Here is a 23,413-nt window from a genome sequence, read left to right as displayed (position 1 = left end):
GGCGCTCAACAGATCATGCCGTGGTCAGCGCGATTGGCAAGCATCTCGCGCTGCCTGACGGGCCAGGCGCTCCACATCGCGGCTCACGTTGTCCAGCCCCGATATGTCGTCGAGCGCGACCCAGCGGGCCTCCAGCGCATCGTCATCGGCGACCGGCTCACCGGCCACCCAGCGACAGGCTACGGCTACCAGCACGTAATGAAAGCGGAGCGTTCCATCCTCACTGCGGTCCAGCGCGTCGAGCACGGTAAGAATGGCGGCGGCAATCCCCTTGACGCCAGTCTCCTCCGTCAGTTCACGTTCCGCAGCGGCAAAGAGTGTCTCACCCGCCTCGATCCTGCCGCCCGGAAAGCCCCAAAAGCCCTCATCCGGGGGATTGGCGCGCCGCACGAGCAACACGTGGCCCTCCCGAAAAACGACGGAAAGCACCGCCGGAACGGGTTTGAGAAGCGCAGTATCAATGCTTGCGGTCATGGCGGAGACGGGTTGTTATGCACGGATCATGCCGGATGAAGCGCCTGTTGATCGATGCTTGTCAACCGGCAGCGCCAGGGGGGTGAAATCGAATGCAGAACGTAAGGGCCTATGTTTTCGACGTATTCGGTACGCTGGTTGATTGGCGCGGTGGGGTCGCCCGCGATGCGGCGCCGTTTCTTGCCCGGCACGGGGGGGATCCGTCGCAGGCGCAGGCCTTCGCGGATGCATGGCGCGACCGCTATCAGCCCGCCATGACGGAGGTCCGCGAGGGGCGTCGTCCCTTCACCCGGCTTGACGTGCTGCACCGCGAGAACCTCGCCGCGATCCTGCCAGAATTCGGGCTGGACCCGGAGGGCCTGACCGCGGAGGAACTGGACACGCTGACCCTTGCCTGGCATCGGCTGGATCCGTGGCCCGACGTGGTACCGGGGCTGACACGGCTGCGCCGGGGGGCGATCATCGCACCGCTCTCCAACGGCAATATCCGCCTCATGATTGATATCGCCAAGCGCGCGGATCTTCCGTGGGATGCCATTCTGGGGGCAGAGGCGGCGCAGGCCTACAAGCCGCGCCCGGAGGCCTATCTGCGCACGGCGGAGATCCTGATGCTGCCGCCGGAGCAGGTCTGCCTCGTGGCCGCGCATAACGACGATCTTGCCGCCGCGCGGGCCTGCGGTCTGCGCACCGCCTTCATTCCGCGCCCCCTTGAATACGGGCCCGGGCAAGAGACCGACCTTGCGCCAAGCGCCGACTGGGACGTGGTGGCGGAGAGCGTCGAGGATCTGGCCGACCGCATCGGCCGGCCCCGCTGATCGCTACTCCCCCCGAGGGAAGCGCTGAGCCTCCTCCAGAACGTTCAGGTCCATGTGATTGCGCATGTAACGTTCAGAGGCGCGTTGCAACGGCTGAAAATCCCACGGGAAATAAGCGCCGTTCCTCAGAGCCTCGTAAACAATCGTGCGCCGGGCCTGGCTCTCGCGCACTTCCGCGTCGTAGGCGGCAAGGTTCCAGCGGCTCTGCACCAGCATGGTCAGCCGGTGCAGCGTCTCCGCATGGGCCGGGTCCGCGGCAAGGTCCGTCAGTTCGTTGGGGTCGTTCTGCATGTCGAAAAGCTGGGGCGGATCGGCATCGCAGAGCACGATTTTCCACCGCCCGTCCCGAAGCGCCACCATCGGCGCGACGGAGCCTTCGGCCGCATATTCCATCGGCACCGGCCCCCGGATACCGCCTTTCGCGACCGGCTCGAGGTCCGCGCCATCCGTCCAGGGCGCGATACTGCCAAGGTCGATCCCCGCCAGCCCCGCCAGCGTCGGCAGCACGTCAAGCGTGGAAACCGGCGTCTCCACGCGCCCAGGCACCCACCCCGGTGCGGATACGATGAGCGGCACGCGCGCGGACCCTTCGAAGAAGCTCATCTTGAACCACATTCCCCGCTCTCCCAGCATGTCGCCATGGTCGGAGAGGAAGAGGATGACCGTATTCTCCGCCATCCGCATCCGGTCGAGGATGTCCAGAAGTTCCCCTACCTTGTCATCGACATAGGAAATGTTGGCGAAATACCCCTGTCGGGCGTGGGCGATATCGTCGGATGTGATGTCGAAGTGCTGGTAGTCGCAAGCGTTCATCAGCCGCTGGGAGTGCGGGTCCTGATCCGCATAGGGGATCGCAGGCACCGCCGGTTTCAGCGCGGGGCTTCCCTCGTAGAGATCCCAGAACTTCCGTCGGGCGACATAGGGATCATGCGGATGGGTGAAACTCACCGTCAGGCACCAGGGTCTCGCATCGTGACCACGGGCAAGGTCATAGAGCTTCTGCCCCGCAAGAAACGCCACCTCGTCATCGTATTCCATCTGGTTGGTGATCTCCGCCACCCCCGCCCCCGTGACGGAGCCGAGGTTGTGATACCACCAGTCGATGCGTTCGCCCGGCCGGGTGTAATCCGGCGTCCAGCCGAAATCGGCGGGATAGATATCCGTGGTCAGCCGCTCCTCGAACCCGTGCATCTGGTCGGGGCCGACGAAATGCATCTTGCCCGAGAGGCATGTATGATAGCCCGCACGCCGAAGGTGATGGGCGAATGTCGGGATATCCGAGGCGAACTCCGCCGCGTTGTCATACACCCGCGTGCGCCGGGGAAGCTGCCCGGACATGAAGGAGGCCCGCGCCGGCGCGCAGAGCGGACTGGCGGTGTATGTATTCACGAAACGGACGGACCGGTCGGCCAGCGCGCGCAGATTGGGCGCATGGAGGAAGGCGGCCGGCCCATCGGGGAACAGCGTCCCCGCGAACTGGTCCGCCATGACGATCAGGATATTGGGCTGCATCGCGAGCGCGTGTCAGAGAGCCAGAGCCTTGCGCACAGCGTCGAGCCCCGGCTCCCCCGCGCGTGTCGTCACCCCTTCCAGCCACGGGCCGAGCGCGTCGGGATTGGCCTTGATCCAGTCGGTCGCCGCGGCCTTCGGGTCGGCATTGTCGTTGAGGATCCGGCCCATGATCTGGTTTTCCATACTCACGTTGAACACGAGATTGGTCAGGAATCGGGCCGCATTCGGACATTCCGCCACCCATGCCTTCCGCGCGAGCGTGAATACCTCGGCCCCGCCATAGTTCGGCCCGAAATACTCATCCCCGCCAGAAAGATAGGTGATATCGAGCGTCTCGTTCATCGGATGGGGCGCCCAGGCGAGAAAGACGGAGAACTTGCCCTGACCGTCATTCCGCGCGACCTGGCTCAGCATAGCCTGCTCCCCGGACTCGATGAGCCGCCAGCTCCCCAGCCCGAAATCGTTGGCATCGACCATCTTCTGGATATTCTGGTTCGCCGGCGCGCCCGGTTCGATCCCGTAGATCGTGCTGCCGAACTCGCGCGCATGCGGAGCGAGATCGGAGAAATCCTTCACCCCCGCGTCGGCGGCGGCCTTTGTCACGGCAAGCGTGAACTTCGCGCCTTCGAGATTGCGGGTCAGCACATCGACAGACCCCGCCTGTTCCAGATCGTCGCGGAAATGCTGCTGGGCGGGCATCCAGTTGCCGAGGAAAGCGTCCAGATCACCGCTCTTCATCGCCTGATATCCCACCGGAACGGAGAGGGTCGAGATGCGCGGCTGATACCCCAGCCCCTCAAACAGCACGCTCGCCACGGCATTGGTGGAGGTGATGTCCGTCCAGCCCGGATCGGAGAGGCGCACCGTCTGGCAGGCAGCCGGATCTGCGGCCTGCGCGGGAAGTGCCGCCGCAAGGGTCAGGGCGGCGGCAATTGCGGGGGTCATGGAACGCATGATCTGGTATCTCCTCTGTTGACCGGATCTTGCGATGCCCGCGCGCCGGGAGCAACCCCCAGCGCGCGGCAATCCGTCAGCGCCAGCCCAGCTCGGGCGCCACGTGCTTCAGGATCGCTTCCATCACATGCACGTTGTATTCCACGCCGAGCTGGTTCGGCACGGTGAGCAGCAGCGTATCGGCTTCCTGTATCGCCTCATCCTCTGCGAGTTGCCTTGCGAGTTTCACGGGATCCGCCGCATAGCTCCGGCCGAAGATCGCACGGGTCTGCTCGTCGATGAAGCCCACCTGATCCTCGGACTGGTCACCATGGCCGAAATAGGCCCGGTCCCGATCATCCGTCAGGGCGAAGATGCTCCGGCTGACGGAGACACGCGGCGTCCGGCTGTGACCGGCCTCCTTCCACGCTTCGCGGAACGCGCGGATCTGCGCGGCCTGCTGCACGTGGAAGGGCTCTCCGGTCTCGTCATCCTTCAAGGTTGAGCTTTGCAGGTTCATCCCCAGTTTCGCCGCCCAGACGGCCGTGGCATTGGAACCCGCACCCCACCAGATGCGGTCGCTGAGGCCCTCCGAATGCGGCTCGACCCGCAACAGGCCCGGCGGATTGGGGAACATGGGGCGCGGGTTCGGCTTGGCAAAGCCGTCTCCCTTCAGCACCTCCAGCAGCACTTCCGTGTGGCGGCGGGCCATGTCGGCGTCGCTCTCCCCCTCCATGGGCTCGTAGCCGAAGTAGCGCCACCCGTCGATCACCTGCTCCGGCGAGCCACGGCTGATCCCAAGCTGCAACCTTCCTCCCGCAATCAGATCGGCCGCGCCCGCGTCCTCCGCCATGTAGAGCGGATTTTCATAACGCATGTCGATTACGGCGGTGCCGATGTCGATGCGGCTCGTCCGCGCGCCGACGGCGGCCAGCAGCGGGAAGGGAGAGGCAAGCTGCCGCGCGAAGTGGTGGACGCGGAAATAGGCCCCGTCCGCCCCCAATTCCTCCGCCGCCACGGCGAGGTCGATGGACTGGAGCAGCGCGTCCCCCGCGGAGCGCGTCCCTGATCCCTTGGCAGGGGACCAGTGGCCGAAAGACAGAAATCCGATGCTTTTCATGATGGTGTTCCTTATGTCGGCTCACAGATAGGGAAGATCGCCGCCGCTTTCACCCCGATGCCCGCATGACGTGATGCCACGGCCACGTTAAAGTCGCCCGATGAGCATCATCCCTGCCCCACCTTTCGCCCTGACGATGCCGCGCGCGGGAATGTCCCTCGGCCTCCTGCTGGCGGTTGCCATCACGCTGGCGGCCGCAGGCCTTGCGGGATGGGAGAGCTACCGGCGGGGTATCGCGGCGCTGGACAGGTCGTTGGCGGACCGCCATTCCATCACAGCAGACGGGCTGACGGCGGAGATCGAGCGGCTGCGCTACCTGCCCCGCATTCTGGGAGAGGACCCCAGGCTTCACGCGCTTCTAGCTGCACCCGGAGACATTCATGCCGTCGCCGCCGCAAACGCCTATCTGAAAGCGGCGCGGGGGGTGACCGGTGCAGACGAGTTGTATCTCGTCGGGTCGGACGGCATTACGCTCGCGGCGTCCAACTGGAACGAGCCGGGCAGCTTTCTGGGCATGGACTACGGCTTCCGTCCCTATTTCCGCGGTGCCCTGAAGGCCGGCACGGCTCAGTATTATGCCGTGGGCGTCACGACCGGGCGACCGGGCGCGTTTCTCTCCGCCCGGATTGACGCCGTGACAACGGGCGTTGCGGTGGCCAAGATGGAACTCGGTGCGCTGGAGATCGCCTGGGCGCGGGCAGGAGAGCTGACGGCGGTGGCCGATCCGGACGGCATGGTGTTTCTTGCCTCCCAACCCGGCTGGCGGTTCCGCCCGCTCTCTCCCCTGGGGCCTGAGAATATCTCGCGGATCGAGGCTGAGCGGCGCTATCCCTCCACCCTTCTGTCACGGGCCGAGCCGCTGCCCATTGACGGCCTTTCGCTCTCTCATCCCGAAGCAGGCGTCCTGCGCATCCACACCGGACCTGTGCGAGGGACGGACTGGACCCTTCTCGTCGCGCTGCCGACGGAGGAGGCGCGGCGCACCGCCCTGCTGACTGCCCTGGTTACGGGAAGCCTTGGCGCGCTCCTCTCCGCCGGAATGGTTGCGCTTGCGCAACGGCGGCAGATCATGCGCATCCGGCTCCGGCAGGCAGCGGACTTGGAGGAGCGTGTTCAGGCCCGGACGCGCGAGCTTGCCGCCGAAGTGGAGGAACGCCGCCGCGCGGAGGAGGAGCTGCTGCAGACCCATGAGCGGCTCGTCCACGCCGCGAAGCTGGCCGTTCTCGGGCGCATGTCCACGGCGATCGTGCATGAAATCGGACAGTCGCTCTCGGCGCTCGACAACAACCTCGCCGCTGCCCAGGCGCATGGCGATGCGGGGCGGCGTGAGCGGCTGGCCGCCGCTCTGGGCCGGTCGCGGGGAATGGTCGGGCGTCTTCAGGGGGTCGTCTCCCGCCTGCGGAGCTTCGGGCGGCGGCAGGTGTCCGTTACACCCGAAACTGTGCCGCTGGCGCCCGTGCTGGCCACGGCCGTTGAGATCGTGACACCCCGCGCGCGGGAGCTCGGGGTGCAGTTCGCGTTGCCCGAAGCCCCCATGCCATCGGTGCGGGGCGATGGCCCGCGGCTTGAACAGGTGCTGACCAACCTGTTGCTGAACGCGATAGATGCAACGGGCCGCACCCCCGCGCCGCGGCGGGTCTGCCTTTCCACCACCCGCGATGGCGAGGGCGTGCTCATCAAGATCGCCGATACCGGCCCGGGCCTGCCGCCCGGAGCCGAGGGGCTGATCGAGCCATTCGTCACCGGCGATCCGGGGCAGATCGGCGGACAGGGGCTTGGCCTTGGCCTGTCCATCGTGCAATCCCTGCTGGAGCAGATGCAGGGCGAGCTTCTGCTTGCCAACGACCCGGACGGCACGGGGGGGCTGGTGACCATCCGCCTGCCGGCCGCCGATCCGGGAGAGCCGGAGGAAGGAGAGCGGGGATGACGCGCGGTCACGTGGCCTTCGTGGACGATGAGGCGGAGCTGTGCGCCGCCGTCGCCGACTGGCTGGAGACATCGGGCTTCACCGTCGAGACATGGACGGACCCGCTCCGCGCGCTGGAGGAGATCGACCTCGCCCGGACCGATGCCGTCATCACCGATCTGCGGATGCCCGGTCTGACCGGCGATGCGTTGCTGGCCGCGCTTCGCGCGCGGGAGCCGGATCTGCCCGTCGTGCTGATGTCAGCCCATGCCGACATCCCCCTGGCGGTGGCCGCCATGCGGGACGGGGCGCATGACTTCATAGAGAAACCCTGCGGCGCCGAATATCTCGCGGCGGTGACGCAGCGCGCGGTGGAGTGGCGTCTTCTCCGGCGGGAACTCGTTCAACTCCGCGCGCCGCAGAGCCAGCGCCGGGTGGTCGAACAACGGCTGATCGGTCGTTCGCCGCAGGTGGCGCATCTGCGCGACATGGCCCTGCGCCTCGCCGATGTGCCTGTGGACGTGCTTCTGCAGGGGGAGCCGGGCACCGGGAGAGAGGATTTCGCGCGTCTGGTCCACGACCTGTCGCCTCGCGCGCGGCGGCCCTTCGTCGCGCTGGATTGTGCGGCCATACCCGAAGCGGCGCTGGAGGCGGAACTGTTCGGACAAGAACGCGGGGGCAATCCGCCCACCGCACGACAGGGGCGGTTTGAATTCGCCAATGGCGGTGCGATCTTTCTGAGCGAGGTGGAGGCGCTTTCACCCGCCTTGCAGGCTCGGCTCGCGCGGTTCCTTCAGGACAGAACCTTCACCCGCATGGGCGACAACGTTTCCCGGCCCGTGGACGTGCGCCTCGTCGCCGCGACATCCCTGGACCTGTCCGCGTTGCTGGAGCGTGGCCAGTTTCGCCGCGATCTCTATTTCCGCCTTACCACGGCGGAGGTCCATCTCCCCTCTCTGGCAGAGCGGACCGAGGACATACCACTTCTCTACGCCCATTATCTAATGGAGGCCGCGCGCCGTTTCCGCAGGCCAGAGCCCACGCCGGGCCCGGTGGATCTGGAGACGCTGGCAGCGCGAAGCTGGCCCGGCAATCTGTCGCAACTTCAGGCCGTCGCTGAACGCCATGTGCTCGGCCTCCGGGCCGGAAACGCGCCGGCGGCGGAGCGTGAGATGGATGCCGGGCTGCCGCTCGCGCAGAAAGTCGCGGAATTCGAAGCCTCTCTCATCATAGAGGCTCTGGCCCAGGCCGGCGGTTCGTCCGCAGGCGCCGCAGAACGGCTGGGCCTGCCCCGCCGCACGCTCAACGAAAAGATCGCCCGTTATGGCTTGCGAGAACGATAATCCTAGCGGATTCTTGCCCGCATTCATCCGGCTGGCAAGAATCCGCCAGGATCACGCCAGACATTCCCAACAATAATCATGAATAATACAATTACTTATCAAGCATATACGTTTCATTTCTAATCCAACGGATTATTCCACAGAAAACACTTCTTCCGCAATTCATTCCCTTCCACTCTCAGCGGATCACATTTGGGGGAGGAACCAGAATGTCCATGATGTCCCGTTTCGTCGCGGGCGCCGCTTTTGGCGTTGCGAGCCTTGGTCTGACTGCACCGGTTGCCAAGGCCGAGTTCATCAACGTGCTTACGGGGGGCACTTCGGGGGTCTATTATCCGCTCGGCGTCGCTCTGTCGGAGCTTTACGCCGCCGGCATCGACGGCGCGCGCACGCAAGTTCAGGCCACCAAGGCTTCCGTTGAAAACCTGAACCTCCTTTCCGCGGGCCGTGGTGAAGTGGCCTTCGCGCTCGGTGATTCCGTGGTTGCCGGGTGGAAAGGTGACAAGGATGCAGGCTTCAAGGCGGAATTGACGAACCTGCGCGCGATCGGCGGTATCTACAACAATTACATTCAGATCGTGGCCGAGAAATCATCCGGGATTTCCTCGCTCGAAGACCTGAAGGGCAAGACCATTTCGGTCGGCGCGCCCGCGTCGGGCACGGAGCTTAACGCGCGCGAGATCTTCAAGGCCGCGGACATGTCCTATGACGACATGGGCCGCGTGGAGTTCCTGCCGTTTTCCGAATCCGCCGAGCTCATCAAGAACCGCCAGCTCCAATCCACCCTTCAGTCTGCCGGGCTGGGCGCGGCTTTCATCAAGGACCTCGCGACCACCCATGACATCACCATCGTCGCCATTCCGGCGGAGGTGGTCGAAAAGATCGGCCCGCCCTACATCGCGACCGTCATCCCCGCCGGCACCTACGACGGTCAGGAAGCGGACGTGCCGACAGCGGCGGTTACCAATATTCTGGTGACGTCCGACAAAGTTTCAGACGAAACCGTCTATGCGATGACCAAACTGATGTTTGAGAACATCGACAAGCTGAAAGCCGCACATTCCGCGGCGGCCGCCCTCGATCCGGCGAAGGCGGTGAAGGATCTGCCGATCCCGCTCCACCCGGGTGCCGAGAAATACTACCGCGAAATCGGCGTCCTGAACTGACCTCCGACGCATGACCATCTGGCGAGGGGATGGGCACATCTCCTCCGCCATTGCATTTGAAGGAGCGCTCCGTGACAGATGTTTCCGCAGCACCGCCCGCCCAGCATACCGCAGAGGAGCAGATCGAGGGACTCCCCGCCGGTTTTGGGGAGGGTATTCCCGGCAAGATCGCCTATGGCATCGCCCTCGTATTCTCCCTCTTTCAAATCTGGGTGGCGATGTACGGCACGCTGCCCAGCCAGATCGTCCGGGCGATGCATGTGGGTTTTCTGCTGCTGCTGGGCTTCGTTCTCATCGGCAACCTGCTGACAAAGACACCGATGGCGCGGCGCGCATACTGGCTGCTCGGTGCCGTCGGTTTCTGCACCGGCCTCTATAACTGGGTCTTTTACCGCGACATCATCATGCGGTCCAACTTCCTCACGCCCATGGACCTGACGATGGGGGTGATCCTTCTCGTGCTGGTGTTCTGGCTCGCACGGCGTCTGATGGGCTGGCCGCTTTTCATCATCGCCTGTCTGTTCCTGAGCTATTGCGCCTTCGGACAGCATCTGCCCGGTGTCTTCGGCCATCGCGGTTATGACTGGGAAATCCTGATCGAGCATTTCGCCTTCGGTACCGAAGGCATCTACGGCTCGCCGATCTACGTGTCTTCGGCCTATATCTTCATCTTCGTGGTCTTTGCGGCCTTCCTTGAACGGGCGGGAATGCTCGATCTGTTCAACGACGTGGCACTTGGGCTGGTCGGCCACTGGCGGGGCGGCGCGGCACAGGTGTGCACGCTTTCCTCCGCGTTGATGGGCACCGTCTCCGGCTCCGGCGTCGCCAACGTAGTGGCCTCGGGTCAGTTCACCATTCCGCTGATGAAGAAGTTCGGTTTCCGATCGTCCTTCGCGGGCGGGGTCGAGGCGACATCCTCCATGGGCGGGCAGATCATGCCGCCGATCATGGGCGCGGTGGCCTTCATCATGGCGGAGACGCTGAACGTTCCTTACGGTGATATCGTTCGCGCCGCGTTGATCCCTGCGGCGATGTACTTCGGCACCTGCTTCTGGGCGGTGTATCTGGAGGCCGGCAAGCACAAGCTGATGGGCCTGTCCAAGGACGAACTTCCCAGCCCGTGGCAGGCGGTGAAGAAACAATGGGGCCTGTTCATTCCCCTCGGCGCGCTCGTCTATCTTCTGTTCGCCGACTACACGCCGATCTTCGCAGGCTCCATGGGGCTGGCTCTGGTGGTTGTGCTGATCCTCGGCACGGCCATCGCGGCGACCATCGGGCCCTTCGCCTTCCGGGTGGCGTTCTGGATTGCCGTTGGAATCGCTTCCGCGGCCTTCCTGAAGTATGGCGTCAACCTGCTCATGCTGGTGATCGGCACGCTGCTCATCGCTTGTTTCGTGCTGAAGGGCGCGCGGGGGGCATTGGTCATCATCAGGGATTCGCTGGCCCTCGGCGCGCGGAACGCGCTGCCGGTGGCGGCGGCCTGTGCGATCGTCGGCATCGTCATCGGCACGCTGACGCTGACCGGCATCGCCTCCACCTTCATCGGCGCCGTGCTGAAGATCGGGGAGCACAACCTGTTCCTGTCGCTCGTACTCGTGATGATCACCTGCCTCATCCTTGGCATGGGGATACCGACGATCCCGAACTACATCATCACCTCCTCCCTTGCCGGTCCGGCGCTGGAGCAGCTTGGCGTCCCACTGATCGTCAGCCACATGTTCGTGTTCTACTTCGGCATCATGGCCGACCTGACGCCTCCCGTCGCGCTGGCGTGTTTTGCAGCGGCGCCGATGGCCAAGACCTCGGGGCTGAAGATCTCCATCGACGCCACGAAACTTGCCATCGCCGGTTTCATCATGCCGTTCATCGCGGTCTATTCGCCCGCGCTCATGTTGCAAGATCCCTACCCCGGCTCCTTCTTCGCCGAAACCTTCGGTTACTGGGCGGAGGTTCTGTTCGTCACCTTCAAAGCGGCGGTGGCAGTGGCGCTCTGGGGGGTCGCGGTGGTGGGCTTCCTGTTCATGCGGGCGCAGTGGTGGGAGCGTCTGCTTGCCTTCGGTGGCGGCGTGCTGCTCGTGTTGCCGACGGTGGAGACGGATGTGGCCGGTCTCATCATCGCTGCGGCGGTGGTGATCGTGCAGCGTCTTCGCGTCGCACGGTCGGGCGATCGGGCCATCGCCTGATGCTTTGCGTGGCCGTAGCCGGAGCGGTACTCGCCCTTGCCACGGACCACTTCACCTTGAGCTGGACCCATTCCGTTGCCCGCACCCGCTGGACCGAGCGATGGGAAGTCACGGAAACCACCCTCCGCCCTGTCGAGGCGGAGGTGCAGGGGCCGGGGGCAGGCATGGAAATCCCGGACGATGCGGTGCGCACCGCGCAGGGCTGGCGCTACACCCCCCACGTACCGGCCCAACGGGAGGTGGTGCTCGCCGCCTCCGGCGAGACACCCGGCGGCTGGATGCTCTGCGCGCTGGGGGAGTGCCGCGAACTGGGGCGGCAGGCGGGGCCGCCGCTTCGCCTGTGGGCGGCGGCCGACTGCGGCTGAACGTGCTTCAGGCCGCCGTGCTTCAGGCCGCCGTGGTTCGAGCCGTCATGGTTCAGGCCGTCTCCGCCTCCTCCCGGAACCGCTTGGTGGAAAGCGCAGCCTCCATCAGATTTCGCGTGTAGTCCTGCTGCGGCGCGTCGAAAACCGCCTCCGTCGGACCTTCCTCCACCACCTCGCCGTCCTTCATGACGAGGATGTAATCCGCCACCGCCCGCACCACGGCAAGATCATGGCTGATAAAGAAGTACGACAGGTCGTGCTTCTGCTGGAGATCAAGCAGCAGCATGACGATCTGCTTCTGGACGGACCTGTCAAGCGCGCTCGTCGGCTCATCCAGAACGATGACGCGCGGGCGCAGGATCATGGTCCGCGCAATGGCGATCCGCTGCCGTTGTCCGCCAGAGAATTCGTGCGGATAGCGGTTGCGCATGGCGGGATCGAGGCCGACCTCCGTCAGTGCTTCGATCGCACGGCGTCTGCGGTCCGCAGCGGAGAGTTGGGACTCATGGATCAGCAGGCCCTCGGTGACGATCTGGCCGACGGTCATGCGGGGCGACAGGGAGCCGAACGGATCCTGAAACACCAGCTGCAGTTCCCGCCGGTAGGGACGCATCTCTTCCACCGTGCGGGGGAGTTCCTTGCCCAGCCATGCAATCCGCCCCTCGCTCTCCACCAGCCTAAGGAGCGCGCGGCCCAGCGTGGACTTGCCCGAACCGGACTCTCCCACCACCCCGATGGTCTGCCCTTCTCGCAGCGCGACGGAGATGCCCCGAACCGCATGCACGAGATGCGGCTTCGCCAGCAGACCGCCGCCGCTGGAAAAGGTCACCTGCACGTCCTCGCCGCTCAACAGCACCGGAGCGGAGCCCGAGGGTGGAAGCTTCTGCACGTCGGGTTCCGCATCCAGAAGCATCCGTGTGTAGGGATGGCGGGGGGCGGTGAAAACCGCCTCGGCCGTGCCATCCTCCACCACTTCACCCTGCCGCATCACCGCCACGTGGTCTGCAAAGCGGCGCACGATGCCCAGATCATGGGTGATGAAGATGATCGCCATGCCCAGACGCCGCTGCAAATCCGCCAGCAACTCCAAGATCTGTGCCTGGATGGTCACGTCGAGCGCCGTGGTCGGTTCGTCCGCGATGAGGATGTCGGGATCGTTGGCCAGCGCCATCGCGATCATCACACGCTGCCGCTGACCGCCCGAAAGCTCATGCGGATAGCTGTCAATGCGCCGCTCCGGCTCCGGTATGCCGACAAGCCGCAGCAGTTCGAGAATCCGCGGCCGCGCGGCGCGGCGAGACAGGCCGCCATGGTATTTCAGCGGCTCCGCGAGCTGATCCCCGATCCTGTAGAGCGGGTCGAGCGAGGTCATCGGCTCCTGAAAGATCATGGTGATCTTGGCGCCGCGGATCCTGTTCAACTCCCGGTCGGGCAGGTTCAGGATCTCCCGCCCGCGATAGCGGACGCTGCCGCTCGCCGACCCGTTTGCCGCGAGCAGGCCCATGAGCGCCATCGTGGTCTGGCTCTTGCCCGAACCGGACTCCCCGACGATGGCCAGTGTCTCGCCCGATTTCAGATCGAAGTTCACGCCCTTCACCGCCGCGACGGGGCCATCGTTGGTCTGGAATGTCACGCGAAGATCACGGACCGAAAGGATGGTTTCGGACATGTCAGCGCTCCTTCGGATCGAGACTGTCGCGCAGCCCGTCGCCGAGGAAGTTCAGCGCAAACAGGATGGCGGTAAGGGTGAGCGCCGGGCCGAAAAGCTGCCACGGCGCACCCCGCATGTTGGCGGCGCCTTCCGAGATCAGCAGCCCCAGCGAAGTCATCGGATCCTGTACGCCGAGGCCGAGGAAGGAGAGCAGGCTCTCCGCCAGAATGGCCTTCGGAACCAGCAGCGTCACAAAAACGATGACCGGCCCAAGCGCGTTCGGGATGATGTGCCGCTTGAGGATCCCCGCCTTGGTGGCACCCATCGCTTCTGCCGCCTGCACGAATTCCCGACGCTTGAGGCTCAGCGTCTGCCCCCGCACGATCCGCGCCATATCCAGCCATTCCGTCGCGCCGATGGCGATGAAAATGATGACGAGGCTCCGTCCGAAGAACACCAGCAGCAGGATGACAAAGAAGATGAAGGGCAGCGAATAGAGGATGTCCACAATCCGCATCATCACGTTGTCCACCCGCCCGCCCAGATAGCCGGAGATGGAGCCATAGGTCACGCCCACCACCAGCGCCATGCCGGAGGCGAGTAGCCCGATGGCGAGCGAGATCCTGACCCCGATGAGAATGCGGGAGAGCATGTCGCGCCCGAGGTTGTCGGTGCCCAGGAAGAAGTAGCTCCGCTCGACATGCGCGGAGAGCGTGCCGCTCAACCCGTCTTCCGCCAGTGTGAGTTCAGGGTTGGTGAACAGGTCCGAGCGCTGGAAATAGCGCAGCACACGCTCGTCGATCGGCGTGGTCGCCGTCAGTTCCACCGAGACCGTGCCGCCAGAAAGCTCCGGTGTGCCCTCGATCCGCGCGCGGCTCATCAACCCCTCAAAGGCGGGCAGGATCGCGTCGGCGCGCGGATAGGCCTCGAGGCTCGGCGGTACGCGCACGTAGTTCTGATAGATCTGCGTATAGGAATGCGGCGAGAGCATCGGCCCGAAAATCCCCGCGAGGGCAAGGAAGATCAGCACGAAGAGGCTCGCCACGGCCGTCCGGTTCTTGCGAAGCCGCAACCAGGCGTCCTGCCAGAGCGACCGGCTCGTCGTTGCCGGTGCCAGGTTCATGTCTGTGTCAGTCATAGCGCACCCTCGGGTCGAGCCAGGCATAGGCGAGATCGACAAGCAGGTTGAAGATCACCACAAAGACCGCGATGACCACCACCGTCCCCATGACGAGCGTGTAGTCCCGCCCGAGTGCACCCTGAACGAAATAGCGTCCGATGCCGGGCAGGCCGAAGATCGTCTCCACCACAACCGATCCGGTGAGCAGGCTCGCCGCCGCCGGGCCGAGGTAGCTCACCGTGGGCAACATCGCGGCACGAAGGGCATGAACCCCGACGACGATCCGGGTCGGCAGGCCATAGGCGCGCGCCGTCCTGACGTGGTTTGCACGGAGGGCCTCGACCGTCGCCCCCCGCACCAGCCGCGCGATCACCGCCACCTGCGGCAGCGCGAGCGTGGCGACCGGCAGCACCCAGTATGCCGGGTTGGCACCGCTCCAGCCGCCGGCGGGAAGGATGCCGAGGATCACGCCGAACAGCAGGCTGAGCAACGGCGCCACCACGAAGGTCGGCGTCGTGATCCCGAGCGTTGCCACCGCCACGATGCCGTTGTCGAGCCACGAATTCTGACGGAGCGCCGCGATTGCGCCCAGAAACGTCCCGAGCACCGCCGCGGTGCTGAGCGCCAGCGATCCCAGCAGGATGGAAACGGGCAACCCTTGCGCGAACAGATCGTTCACCGTAAAATCACGGCGTGTGAAGCTCGGCCCGAGATCGCCGCGCAACAGATTGCCGAGATAATTAAGATATTGCTGCCAGAGCGGCGCATCGAGATTGTAGGCGCGCTGAAGGTTTGCGAGGATCAGTGGGTCGAGCGGACGTTCCAGATCGAACGGTCCCCCCGGAGCGATACGGATCGCGAAGAAGGTGAGCGTGACGATGATGAAAATCGTCGGCACCGCACTCACGACCCGGCGCAGGGTATATCCGAGCATCGGTTGGTTTCCCGAGAGAACGGGACGGACCCCGCAGGGCCGCCCTGAAGCAGAAGTCAGCCCGAACCGCTGCGGCCCATCGCTGACGCGAAAGAAAGAGGAAGGCGTGCCGTCCAGAGAATCGCTGCGACCGGGCCTGACCCGGAGAACGGCAGCCTGTCTGGAGGCTGCCGATGTCATATGCCGGAAGCAGCGTCAATCCGCACCGACGTCGCACATGGACACCGGTGGAACGGGGCGGAGGCCGCCCCATCCGGGTCAGTTGACCGACATCCAGCGCGTCGGATGCTTGTCCATCAGGTTGTCGTCATACCCGCCGACCTTGGTGGAAACCAGCGCCCGGGAGGAGTAGGAGAGGATCGGAATGACCGGAAGCTGGTCGAGCAAAAGCGTCTCTGCCTCGGCCAGCACCTTGGCCCGCTCCCCAAGGTCGAGCGTCTCCGCCGCCTTGTTCATCAGCGCGTCATATTCCGGGCTTTTCCAGCGCGAATAGTTGAAAGGCGTGTTCCCCATGTTGATCATGAGGAAGTTCTGCGGGTCGTTGTAGTCCCCGATCCAGCCCGCGCGCGAGATGTCGAAAGGCCCATCCTCCCGCATGTAGTTGAAGTAGGTCGTCCCCTCGACCTCGTTCAGCCGCGCATTGATGTCGATGTTCTTCAGCATGTCGGCGATTGCCGCCATCGTGTTCTTGTTGTTCTCGGACGTGTTGTAGCGAAGCTCCACCGTCAGGCTGCCGGGCGCCACGCCCGCCTCTTCCAGCAGTTTCTTCGCCTCATCCTCGCGGTCGAACAGGTCTTCGCTCGCGTAATCCACCGTGACACCGCCATCGACATAGTTGGCGATGCCCGGGGGAACAAAGGCGTAGCTCGGCAGCATGGTCTTGGCCCAGACCTCATTGGCAAGGAAATCGCGGTCGATGGCCATGGAGATCGCCTTGCGGACGCGCGCATCCTTCAGCGGGCTTCCCTCCGCACCCTTCACCGGCAGATAATAGACCCCGAGATAGGGCGCTATGCGCAGTTCCTGCGTCAGGTTCTTCTGCACATAATCCATCTGTTCCGCGGGCACGTCGGAGCAGATCTGCACTTCTCCCGCCTCGAAACGGCGGATGCAGGAGGAGCGGTCCTCGAAGGGGATGTAATTGATCCGGTCAACTCTGACATTGCCCGCGTCGTAGTAGCCGGGGTTTTTCTCCATCACGAGTTGCGCATTCGGGGTAAAGCTGGCCAGTCTGAACGCGCCGTTGCTCACCAGATTGCCGGGGCGGGTGAACTGGTTGCCAAGCTCCTCCACCGATTTGCGGTGCAGCGGGAGCGCGGTCTGATGGGTCAGCAGCTCAAGAAAATAAGGCGTGGGTGCCTCGAGCGTGATCTCCAGCGTCTTCGGATCGATGACCTTCACGCCAAGCTGATCGAGCGGCATCTTCCCGCCCGCCACCATTTCAGCGTTCTTGATCGGGAACAGGATGGAAGCGTAGCCCGCCGCAGTCTGGGGATCCATGATCCGGTGATAGGCGAAGGAGAAGTCGTCCGCCGTGACAGGATCGCCGTTCGACCATTTCGAGTCGCGCAGATGGAATGTGTAGGTCAGTCCGTCCTCGGAGATGTCCCAACGCTCCGCCATGCCCGGTACCGCCTCGCCTGTCGTGTTGAAGGCGAGAAGCCCCTCGAACAGGTCCAGAAGCACATTGCTCTCCGCAACTGTAGAGGTCTGATGCGGGTCGAGCGATGACGGATCGGTGTCATTGCCGCGGTTCAGCACCATCTGCGCCGAGGCAGCCCCTGCCCCCAACACCAGCGCGAGCGCCGAAGCAGCCAGAAGATCACGCGTGGACATGTTTCTCTCCCTGTTTGGAAATTGGTTCCGGAAAACCGTCATGAGCGCGATTTCTGTGTTCAGAAGCCTGCTCCGTCAAGCGACAGCGTTCCCCCCTACACCCCAGACTATCCCAAGGTGACGTGGCAAAACAGCGCGTATCCGCACCTTGCCGCGGGATTTTAGCTGGCTGCACGGGTTTGCCTCTCACGGAATTTCTGACGGACCGGGTCAGCAAGAGGCTCTGCACGACGAGGTATCCTTGCGGGTCAACTGCGGATCTTTCATCATTACCGCAACCTGGGGGGTGATCTGACCGGGCGTTTTGACACAACCGGCACGATTTTACTTTACCATTCGCAAGATATTCTGTATGGGACCAACTTCGCTTTACCGGGGCTCGGGAGGCGGCGGGCCGACATGGCCTGCAGCCGGAGCCCCCTCCCCTTCTCTGGAACTCGGACACTCTCGCGTGAAACAGTCTCTTCTGGCCGCGCTCGACGCGCGCGGATACTCCACACTTACTCCGGTGCAGGAGGCCGTCACCGAGCCGTCGCTCCGGGGGCTTGACCTGCTTGTCTCTGCGCAGACCGGCTCGGGCAAGACGGTGGGCTTCGGCCTTGCCATCGCGCCGACCGTTCTGGGCGAGGATGAACGTTTCGGCATCGCCGAAGCGCCGCTCGCCCTTGTCATCGCGCCGACGCGGGAGCTTGCGCTTCAGGTGAAGCGGGAGCTTGAATGGCTTTACGCCGGCGCGGGTGCCGTGCTGGCCTCCTGCGTGGGCGGGATGGACATGCGCGGGGAACGTCGCGCGCTGGAACGCGGGGTGCATATCCTTGTCGCCACGCCGGGGCGGCTGTGCGACCACCTGCGTCGCGGATCGGTCGATCTCTCCGCCGTGCGGGCCGTGGTGCTGGACGAAGCCGACGAAATGCTCGACCTGGGCTTCCGCGAGGATCTGGAAACCATCCTCGAAGCGGCGCCCGAAGACCGTCAGACGCTGCTCTTCTCCGCGACCGTTCCCCGCGCCATCGCGACGCTCGCCTCCGAATACCAGCGTGATGCGCAGCGGATCTCCGTGCAGACGACCGGTGGTCAGCACAGCGACATCGACTATCGCGCCGTGCTCGTCGCCGAGCATGACGAAGAGAACGCGATCACCAACCTGCTCCGGTTCCACGAAGCGCCGAACACCATCATTTTCGCCAATACCCGTGCGGCCGTCTCGCGGCTGGTCACGCGGTTGTCGAACCGCGGGTTCGCCGTCGTCGCCCTGTCCGGCGAGTTGTCGCAGGGTGAGCGGAGCCATGCGCTGCAAGCGATGCGCGATGGCCGCGCCCGCGTCTGCGTGGCGACCGATGTGGCCGCGCGCGGGATCGACCTTCCGAACCTCGACCTCGTCATTCATGCGGAACTCCCGATGAATGAGGAAACCCTGCTTCACCGCTCCGGCCGCACCGGCCGGGCCGGGCGCAAGGGTTTCTCCGCGCTGATCGTTCCGCCGCGCTCCCGCCGCAAGGCGGAGCGGCTGCTCGCCGCAGCGAAGCTTCGCGCCGAATGGGAGGCCGCACCTTCCGCCGATGCAGTGCGGGAGCGGGATGAATCGCGGCTCCTTGCCGACCCGGTATGGGCCGAGGAGGCCACGGAGGCCGAGGCCCGCGCCCTCGACCAGCTTCTTGCCGAGCGGGAACCGGCAGCTCTGGCGCTCGCCGTGCTCCGCCTGTGGCAGGGGCAGCGCTCAGCGCCCGAGGAACTGCTCTCCGTGATGCCGCGCAACCCGCAAGGCCAGAGCTTCGGCCCGAGCCGCTGGTTCCGCCTGTCCATCGGACGGGATCGCAACGCCAATCCGAAGTGGTTGATGCCGAAAATCTGCGATGCGGGGGGCGTGACCCGCAAGGAGATCGGCGCCATCCGCATCGGTGACGAGGAAACCTTCGTGGAGATCGCTCTGGAGGCGGTCGAACACTTCCTTGCCACCCTCGGCCCCGATCGCGAGATCGCCGACGGGATCATCCTGGAAGCGACGGATGGTGTGCCGGATATGCCCGCGCCGCGTCCGCGGACCTTCGCCGGCAAGCCGGGCCGTCAGGGCGACAAGCCCTACGCCAAGGACCGCCCGTATAACGACGAGCGCCCGCGGGGTGAAAGCGACAAACCCTACGGCAAAAAGCCCTTCCCGCGGGAGCGCAGCTTCAACGATGAGGGCACGGGCGAGCGCAAGTTCAGCAAGAAGCCTGCCGGCGAAGACCGCGGGCCGCGCAGCTTCGCCAAGCCCCGCTTCGCCGATAAGGATCGCCCCGAAAAACCCTACGGCGGCAAATCCTTCGGGGGGCAATCCTACAGCGACAAACCCCTGAGCGACGGTGAGGTGCGCAAGCCCCGCAGCGCTGCACCCAGTGATCGGGAGCGTCCGCGCGGTGAGGCGAAATACACCCCGAAGCGCGCCAAGCCGGCCTATGGTGCGCCAAAGGGCAAGCAGCGGAACGGCTGATTTGATGACGGGAGGGCCTTCGGGCCCTCCTTCTTCTTTTGGGGTGCTGTCAGGCGCCAGCGACCCGCCAGATGACGTTGCCCACGTCATCGGCCAGCAGCAGGGACTTCCCATCCGGTCCGATGGCGACGCCGACGGGACGCCCGAAGGAGAACTTTTCGTCCTGCGACAGAAATCCCGTCAGCAGATCGCGCGGTTCGCCGCTGGGTTTTCCGTTCTCAAATGGCACGAAGATCAGTCTGTAACCACTTAATTTTGCGCGATTCCATGAGCCGTGCTGCCCAATAACCATTCCGGCGGAAAATCCCGGCAAGGTCCCCTTCGGCACCCAACAGAGCCCGAGCGAGGCCGTATGGCCGCCGAGCGCGTAATCCGGCCGGATGGCCCGGGCGACCGCAGCCGCATCCTGCGGCACGCGATCGTCCACAACCTGCCCCCAATAGCAGTAGGGCCAGCCATAGAAGCCGCCTTCCCGAACGGAGGTGAGGTAATCGGGCGGTGTCTCATCTCCCAATCCGTCACGCTCGTTCACCACTGTCCAGAGCGCGCCCGTCTCCGGCTCCCACGCCATCCCCACGGGGTTACGGAGACCGGAGGCAAAGACCCGCGCGCTGCCGCTGGCAAGGTCAACTTCCCAGATCGCCGCGCGGCCCTCCTCCACCGCCATTCCTTCGTCGCCGATGTTGGAGAGGGAGCCGACACCGCAGTAGAGCTGCTTGCCGTCGGCGGAGAGCAGGAGGCTCCGCGTCCAGTGACCGCCCGGCTTGAACTCCACAATGCGCCGCCCGGCGCCTTCCAGCCGCCGCTGACCGCGCTGATAGGGAAAGGCAACGATCCCATCGGTATTCCCGAGGTAGAAGGTGTCCTCTGTCGCCGCCATGCCGAAGGGCTGTCGCTGTCCTTCGACAAAGACCTCCCGCACCTCCGCCACGCCATCGCCGTCCTCATCCCGCCAAAGGCTGATGCGGTTCGCGCTCCTTCCCACCGCGCCCGCACGGTGCATCGTGGCCTGCATCGCCCGGTCCATCAAGCCTTGCGGGGCGCGCGGTTCCTGCAACGCTTCGGCTACCAGCACATCGCCATTGGGCAACACCTCGATCCACCGGGGGTGGGCAAGACCGGTGGCAAAGGCATTGACCGCGAGCCCTGCTGCGGGCGTCGGCGTCCCGCCCGGTTCCCATCCTTTGGCCGTCGGCATCTTCAGGGTCATCAATCCCTGTTTCCGGGCGGTGGGGATGCGGGGGGCAGTACCCGTCGCCTGTGTTTCGGGTGTGTCGCGGCGCCGCGCCCAGACCATCGCGCCGCCGACTGCGGCGACCAGCCGTGCCATCATGTCCATCATCGTCCCCCGGTTCTTCAGTCTCGGCGACCCTAGCCGCACCGCCCGCGTCAAGGCCAGTCGCATTTGTCATGATCCCGCGTGGCCCACGACATATCGCTGTCGTGTGTGGACGGAATGCTGCGGATGCATGGTGATTGCCCGCGACAGGCCCGCGCCTGTCTGCTAGGAGACCGCGGCAGCACACCGGACAGAGATCCGGCGCATGGGGACAGAGCATGACCGACCATTCGTATCTCCATGGGCGGGTCGCCAGGGAGCGACCCGCGAAGCGAGCGCTGCGCGCCGCGGCTGTCACCGCCCTCCTCGCCTTAACAGGCACGAGCGGCTGGCTCTGGATGAGCGGACTTGGCGGCGTCGCTTTCCAGCTTCTCGGACAGAGGGGGGCGGAGGAGACGGAAGGGTCGATCTGGCTTCCCGCCTACAGTGCCGCGGTGCAGGGTGTTCAGGTTGCCGGTCTCCGGGACAACCTCTCCGGCCTGACCTTCAACGTTGAGACGGGAACGCTCTTCGGTGTGGTAAACCGCCCGGCTGAGGTGGTGGAGCTGTCACGCACAGGGGCGCTTTTGCGCCGCATACCTCTGAAAGGCATCGATGACCCGGAGGGTATCGCGTATATCGAGGGCACGCGGTTCGCACTGGCGGAGGAAGCCCGGCAGCGGATCGTGTTGTTTGACCTTCCCGCAGAGGCCACCGAACTCGACCTGTCGGGCGCAGCAGGAACCGTGCTGAACCTCGGCCTTTTCGGAAACATGGGGATCGAAGGGCTTCACTGGGATGCGGTGAACCGGCGCCTGCTGGTGACACAGGAAATGCTGCCCGTGCGGGTGCTGGAAATCACCGGGCTGGAGCAGGCGGCCGCAGGCGAAGCGCTGGCTGTCGATATCCGGGAGTGGAAGCCCGGCCACAGCTTTGGCCATGCGGCAGGCGATCTCTCATCGATCACGCAGGACGAGAGGACCGGCAATCTACTCCTGCTGAGCGAGATGAGCGGCACGCTCTCCGAATACCGGCGGGATGGAACGCCGGTCTCCGTCATGCCGCTGTGGAAGGGCTGGCACGGTCTCGCAGAAACCATCCCGCAGGCGGAAGGCGTCGCCGTAGGGCCGGAGGGGGAGATTTACCTCACCTCCGAACCCAACCTGTTCTATCGCTTCGACCGCGGCCCCCGCCAGACGCAGGTCGCGGCCCGGGAGGATTAGGCGCTCACTCTGCCGGCACGTCCAGCCAGACTTCCGGGTTCAGGGCGGTGGCAGGACGCTTGCCCCGAAGCGCTGTGATCACATGGCGGGCGGCGCCTTCCGCGACGCGCCGCAGCGCCTCCTCCGTCGTCGCACCCAGATGCGGGGTGAAGATGACGTTCGGAAAGGCCGCAAGAGGTCCGGTCGGCGCGCCATGCTCATAGACGTCAAGCGCCGCCGCACCAAGGTGCCCGGAGGCCAGCGCCGCCGTCAGCGCCACCTCATCTACCAGCCCCGCCCGCCCCGTGTTCACAAGAATCGCGCCGGACTTCACCAGCGCCAGCCGCTCCGCATTCATCAGATGCCGCGTCTCCGGGCGAAGGGGCGTGTGCAGCGAGATGGCATCCGCAAGCGGCAGCGCATCCTCCAGCCGCTCCACCCGTTCGAACGGAGGCTGAACATCCCCGCGCGGCGAATAGACCATCACCCGCATCCCGAAGGCCGTGGCCAGCATCTGCCCGAGCCCGCTACCGATCGCCCCCCAGCCGACGATCAGCGCAGTCTTGCCGGACAGTTCGCTGAACGACGCGGACTCCCGGAAACCTGTCACCCCGGCCCGCTCGGAGCGATCCGCCGCCGGGATGCGCCGCGCCGCCGCGAGCAGCAGGCCAAGCGCCAGTTCCGATACGGAGCGCGCATTTTCGCCCGGCGTATTGCAGACCAGAACGGATTGCGCCGCCGCTGCCGCCTTGTCTACCGCGTCATGTCCCGTGCCGTGGACGACAACCACGCGAAGCCGCTGCCCGCCCGCGAACGCCGCCGCCGACAGGCCATGGTCACGGGTAATGACGGCATCGCAATCGGAGATGAGCGGCAGGATCGTCGCCAGCCGGGTGTCCGGCGCAAGAACCGGCGTGATGCCCTCCTCCACAAGAAGGCGTTGGCCCGCGGCGTGGATCGGCTGAAGGATCAGGCATTTCATGGGGAATATCCCGCTCAAGGTTTCGCTAGGCCAGCGCGGGTGACCGGCGCGGCCACCCTCCTTTCCCGGAGAGCGGCGCGAAT

18 protein-coding genes are annotated in these 23,413 nt (G+C 65.1%); 8 read left to right on the top strand and 10 right to left on the bottom strand.

Annotated elements, in window-relative coordinates; all coding sequences use genetic code 11:
* Window positions 1-24 precede the first annotated feature (24 nt).
* A complete protein-coding gene (locus tag RT513_RS05690) occupies window positions 25-474 on the bottom strand; it encodes an NUDIX hydrolase (protein WP_290690066.1) in 450 nt (149 codons plus the stop codon).
* 92 nt (window positions 475-566) lie between these two features.
* Here RT513_RS05690 and RT513_RS05685 point away from each other — a divergent pair, with 92 nt between their 5' ends.
* Complete coding sequence (locus RT513_RS05685) at window positions 567-1,289, top strand: haloacid dehalogenase type II (protein WP_290690065.1); 723 nt, start codon at window positions 567-569, stop codon at window positions 1,287-1,289.
* Window positions 1,290-1,292: 3 nt separating this feature from the next.
* Here the strand turns inward: RT513_RS05685 and betC are convergent, their stop codons facing one another.
* From betC to RT513_RS05670, 3 genes are all read right to left on the bottom strand, one after another.
* A complete protein-coding gene (gene betC / locus RT513_RS05680) occupies window positions 1,293-2,801 on the bottom strand; it encodes a choline-sulfatase (protein WP_290690063.1) in 1,509 nt (502 codons plus the stop codon).
* Between the two features lie 12 nt (window positions 2,802-2,813).
* Entirely contained in the window at window positions 2,814-3,755 is a 942-nt protein-coding gene (gene choX / locus RT513_RS05675) for a choline ABC transporter substrate-binding protein (protein WP_313533724.1), read from the bottom strand.
* 76 nt (window positions 3,756-3,831) lie between these two features.
* A complete protein-coding gene (locus RT513_RS05670) occupies window positions 3,832-4,854 on the bottom strand; it encodes an LLM class flavin-dependent oxidoreductase (RefSeq protein WP_290690062.1) in 1,023 nt (340 codons plus the stop codon).
* A 100-nt stretch (window positions 4,855-4,954) separates the two neighbouring features.
* On the opposite strand from RT513_RS05670, the gene RT513_RS05665 reads away from it, so the two are divergent.
* The 5 genes from RT513_RS05665 to RT513_RS05645 all read left to right on the top strand — a co-directional run bounded on the left by RT513_RS05665 (window position 4,955) and on the right by RT513_RS05645 (window position 11,817).
* Window positions 4,955-6,781 (top strand): ATP-binding protein, encoded by a 1,827-nt coding sequence (locus RT513_RS05665; protein WP_313533720.1) that lies wholly within the window; start codon window positions 4,955-4,957, stop codon window positions 6,779-6,781.
* A complete protein-coding gene (locus tag RT513_RS05660) occupies window positions 6,778-8,103 on the top strand; it encodes a sigma-54-dependent transcriptional regulator (protein ID WP_088214055.1) in 1,326 nt (441 codons plus the stop codon). Before RT513_RS05665 ends, RT513_RS05660 begins: the two co-directional genes overlap by 4 nt.
* 215 nt (window positions 8,104-8,318) lie before the next feature.
* Entirely contained in the window at window positions 8,319-9,269 is a 951-nt protein-coding gene (locus RT513_RS05655) for a TAXI family TRAP transporter solute-binding subunit (protein WP_409518399.1), read from the top strand.
* A 29-nt stretch (window positions 9,270-9,298) separates the two neighbouring features.
* Window positions 9,299-11,452, top strand: coding sequence for a TRAP transporter permease (locus RT513_RS05650; RefSeq protein WP_409518398.1), 2,154 nt, complete (start codon window positions 9,299-9,301; stop codon window positions 11,450-11,452).
* Window positions 11,452-11,817, top strand: a complete 366-nt coding sequence (locus tag RT513_RS05645) for a DUF1850 domain-containing protein (RefSeq protein WP_290687840.1) — start codon at window positions 11,452-11,454, stop codon at window positions 11,815-11,817. Before RT513_RS05650 ends, RT513_RS05645 begins: the two co-directional genes overlap by 1 nt.
* Window positions 11,818-11,869: 52 nt before the next feature.
* On the opposite strand, the gene RT513_RS05640 is transcribed toward RT513_RS05645, so the two are convergent.
* The 4 genes from RT513_RS05640 to RT513_RS05625 all read right to left on the bottom strand — a co-directional run bounded on the left by RT513_RS05640 (window position 11,870) and on the right by RT513_RS05625 (window position 17,358).
* Window positions 11,870-13,486 (bottom strand): ABC transporter ATP-binding protein, encoded by a 1,617-nt coding sequence (locus RT513_RS05640; protein WP_290687838.1) that lies wholly within the window; start codon window positions 13,484-13,486, stop codon window positions 11,870-11,872.
* A gap of 1 nt (window position 13,487) precedes the next feature.
* Window positions 13,488-14,606: an ABC transporter permease gene (locus tag RT513_RS05635; protein WP_088214058.1), complete on the bottom strand. Its 1,119-nt coding sequence runs from the start codon at window positions 14,604-14,606 to the stop codon at window positions 13,488-13,490.
* Window positions 14,599-15,522, bottom strand: coding sequence for an ABC transporter permease subunit (locus RT513_RS05630; RefSeq protein WP_088214059.1), 924 nt, complete (start codon window positions 15,520-15,522; stop codon window positions 14,599-14,601). Before RT513_RS05630 ends, RT513_RS05635 begins: the two co-directional genes overlap by 8 nt.
* 258 nt (window positions 15,523-15,780) lie before the next feature.
* Complete coding sequence (locus RT513_RS05625) at window positions 15,781-17,358, bottom strand: peptide ABC transporter substrate-binding protein (protein ID WP_290687835.1); 1,578 nt, start codon at window positions 17,356-17,358, stop codon at window positions 15,781-15,783.
* 451 nt (window positions 17,359-17,809) lie between these two features.
* Between RT513_RS05625 and RT513_RS05620 the strand changes: the two genes are divergently transcribed.
* Complete coding sequence (locus tag RT513_RS05620; protein WP_290687833.1) at window positions 17,810-19,828, top strand: DEAD/DEAH box helicase; 2,019 nt, start codon at window positions 17,810-17,812, stop codon at window positions 19,826-19,828.
* A gap of 49 nt (window positions 19,829-19,877) precedes the next feature.
* Here the strand turns inward: RT513_RS05620 and RT513_RS05615 are convergent, their stop codons facing one another.
* Window positions 19,878-21,167, bottom strand: a complete 1,290-nt coding sequence (locus tag RT513_RS05615; protein ID WP_290687846.1) for a sorbosone dehydrogenase family protein — start codon at window positions 21,165-21,167, stop codon at window positions 19,878-19,880.
* A gap of 218 nt (window positions 21,168-21,385) precedes the next feature.
* On the opposite strand from RT513_RS05615, the gene RT513_RS05610 reads away from it, so the two are divergent.
* Window positions 21,386-22,369: an SdiA-regulated domain-containing protein gene (locus tag RT513_RS05610; protein WP_290687831.1), complete on the top strand. Its 984-nt coding sequence runs from the start codon at window positions 21,386-21,388 to the stop codon at window positions 22,367-22,369.
* Window positions 22,370-22,373: 4 nt separating this feature from the next.
* Here the strand turns inward: RT513_RS05610 and RT513_RS05605 are convergent, their stop codons facing one another.
* The gene (locus RT513_RS05605) at window positions 22,374-23,330 is read right to left on the bottom strand and encodes an NAD(P)-dependent oxidoreductase (RefSeq protein WP_290687829.1); all 957 of its coding nucleotides are present in this window, start codon (window positions 23,328-23,330) and stop codon (window positions 22,374-22,376) included.
* Between the last annotated feature and the right edge of the window lie 83 nt (window positions 23,331-23,413).

Origin of the sequence: Haematobacter sp. (genome assembly GCF_032102465.1) — a bacterium.
In the GTDB taxonomy this organism is placed as follows: Bacteria; Pseudomonadota; Alphaproteobacteria; order Rhodobacterales; family Rhodobacteraceae; genus Haematobacter.
Note: the sequence above shows the minus strand (reverse complement) of the source record. Positions and strands in the feature narration are given on the sequence as shown.

Excerpts from the sequence above, each read along its gene's own strand:
- RT513_RS05645 (WP_290687840.1), top strand. The coding sequence starts at position 11,452 with ATGCTTTGCGTGGCCGTAGCCGGAGCGGTACTCGCCCTTGCCACGGAC.
- RT513_RS05610 (WP_290687831.1), top strand. The coding sequence starts at position 21,386 with ATGACCGACCATTCGTATCTCCATGGGCGGGTCGCCAGGGAGCGACCC.
- RT513_RS05690 (WP_290690066.1), bottom strand. The coding sequence starts at position 474 with ATGACCGCAAGCATTGATACTGCGCTTCTCAAACCCGTTCCGGCGGTG.
- choX (WP_313533724.1), bottom strand. The coding sequence starts at position 3,755 with ATGCGTTCCATGACCCCCGCAATTGCCGCCGCCCTGACCCTTGCGGCG.
- RT513_RS05640 (WP_290687838.1), bottom strand. The coding sequence starts at position 13,486 with ATGTCCGAAACCATCCTTTCGGTCCGTGATCTTCGCGTGACATTCCAG.
- RT513_RS05660 (WP_088214055.1), top strand. The coding sequence starts at position 6,778 with ATGACGCGCGGTCACGTGGCCTTCGTGGACGATGAGGCGGAGCTGTGC.
- RT513_RS05615 (WP_290687846.1), bottom strand. The coding sequence starts at position 21,167 with ATGGACATGATGGCACGGCTGGTCGCCGCAGTCGGCGGCGCGATGGTC.
- RT513_RS05655 (WP_409518399.1), top strand. The coding sequence starts at position 8,319 with ATGATGTCCCGTTTCGTCGCGGGCGCCGCTTTTGGCGTTGCGAGCCTT.
- RT513_RS05650 (WP_409518398.1), top strand. The coding sequence starts at position 9,299 with ATGGGCACATCTCCTCCGCCATTGCATTTGAAGGAGCGCTCCGTGACA.
- RT513_RS05635 (WP_088214058.1), bottom strand. The coding sequence starts at position 14,606 with ATGACTGACACAGACATGAACCTGGCACCGGCAACGACGAGCCGGTCG.
- RT513_RS05685 (WP_290690065.1), top strand. The coding sequence starts at position 567 with ATGCAGAACGTAAGGGCCTATGTTTTCGACGTATTCGGTACGCTGGTT.
- RT513_RS05605 (WP_290687829.1), bottom strand. The coding sequence starts at position 23,330 with ATGAAATGCCTGATCCTTCAGCCGATCCACGCCGCGGGCCAACGCCTT.
- RT513_RS05665 (WP_313533720.1), top strand. The coding sequence starts at position 4,955 with ATGAGCATCATCCCTGCCCCACCTTTCGCCCTGACGATGCCGCGCGCG.
- betC (WP_290690063.1), bottom strand. The coding sequence starts at position 2,801 with ATGCAGCCCAATATCCTGATCGTCATGGCGGACCAGTTCGCGGGGACG.
- RT513_RS05670 (WP_290690062.1), bottom strand. The coding sequence starts at position 4,854 with ATGAAAAGCATCGGATTTCTGTCTTTCGGCCACTGGTCCCCTGCCAAG.
- RT513_RS05625 (WP_290687835.1), bottom strand. The coding sequence starts at position 17,358 with ATGTCCACGCGTGATCTTCTGGCTGCTTCGGCGCTCGCGCTGGTGTTG.
- RT513_RS05630 (WP_088214059.1), bottom strand. The coding sequence starts at position 15,522 with ATGCTCGGATATACCCTGCGCCGGGTCGTGAGTGCGGTGCCGACGATT.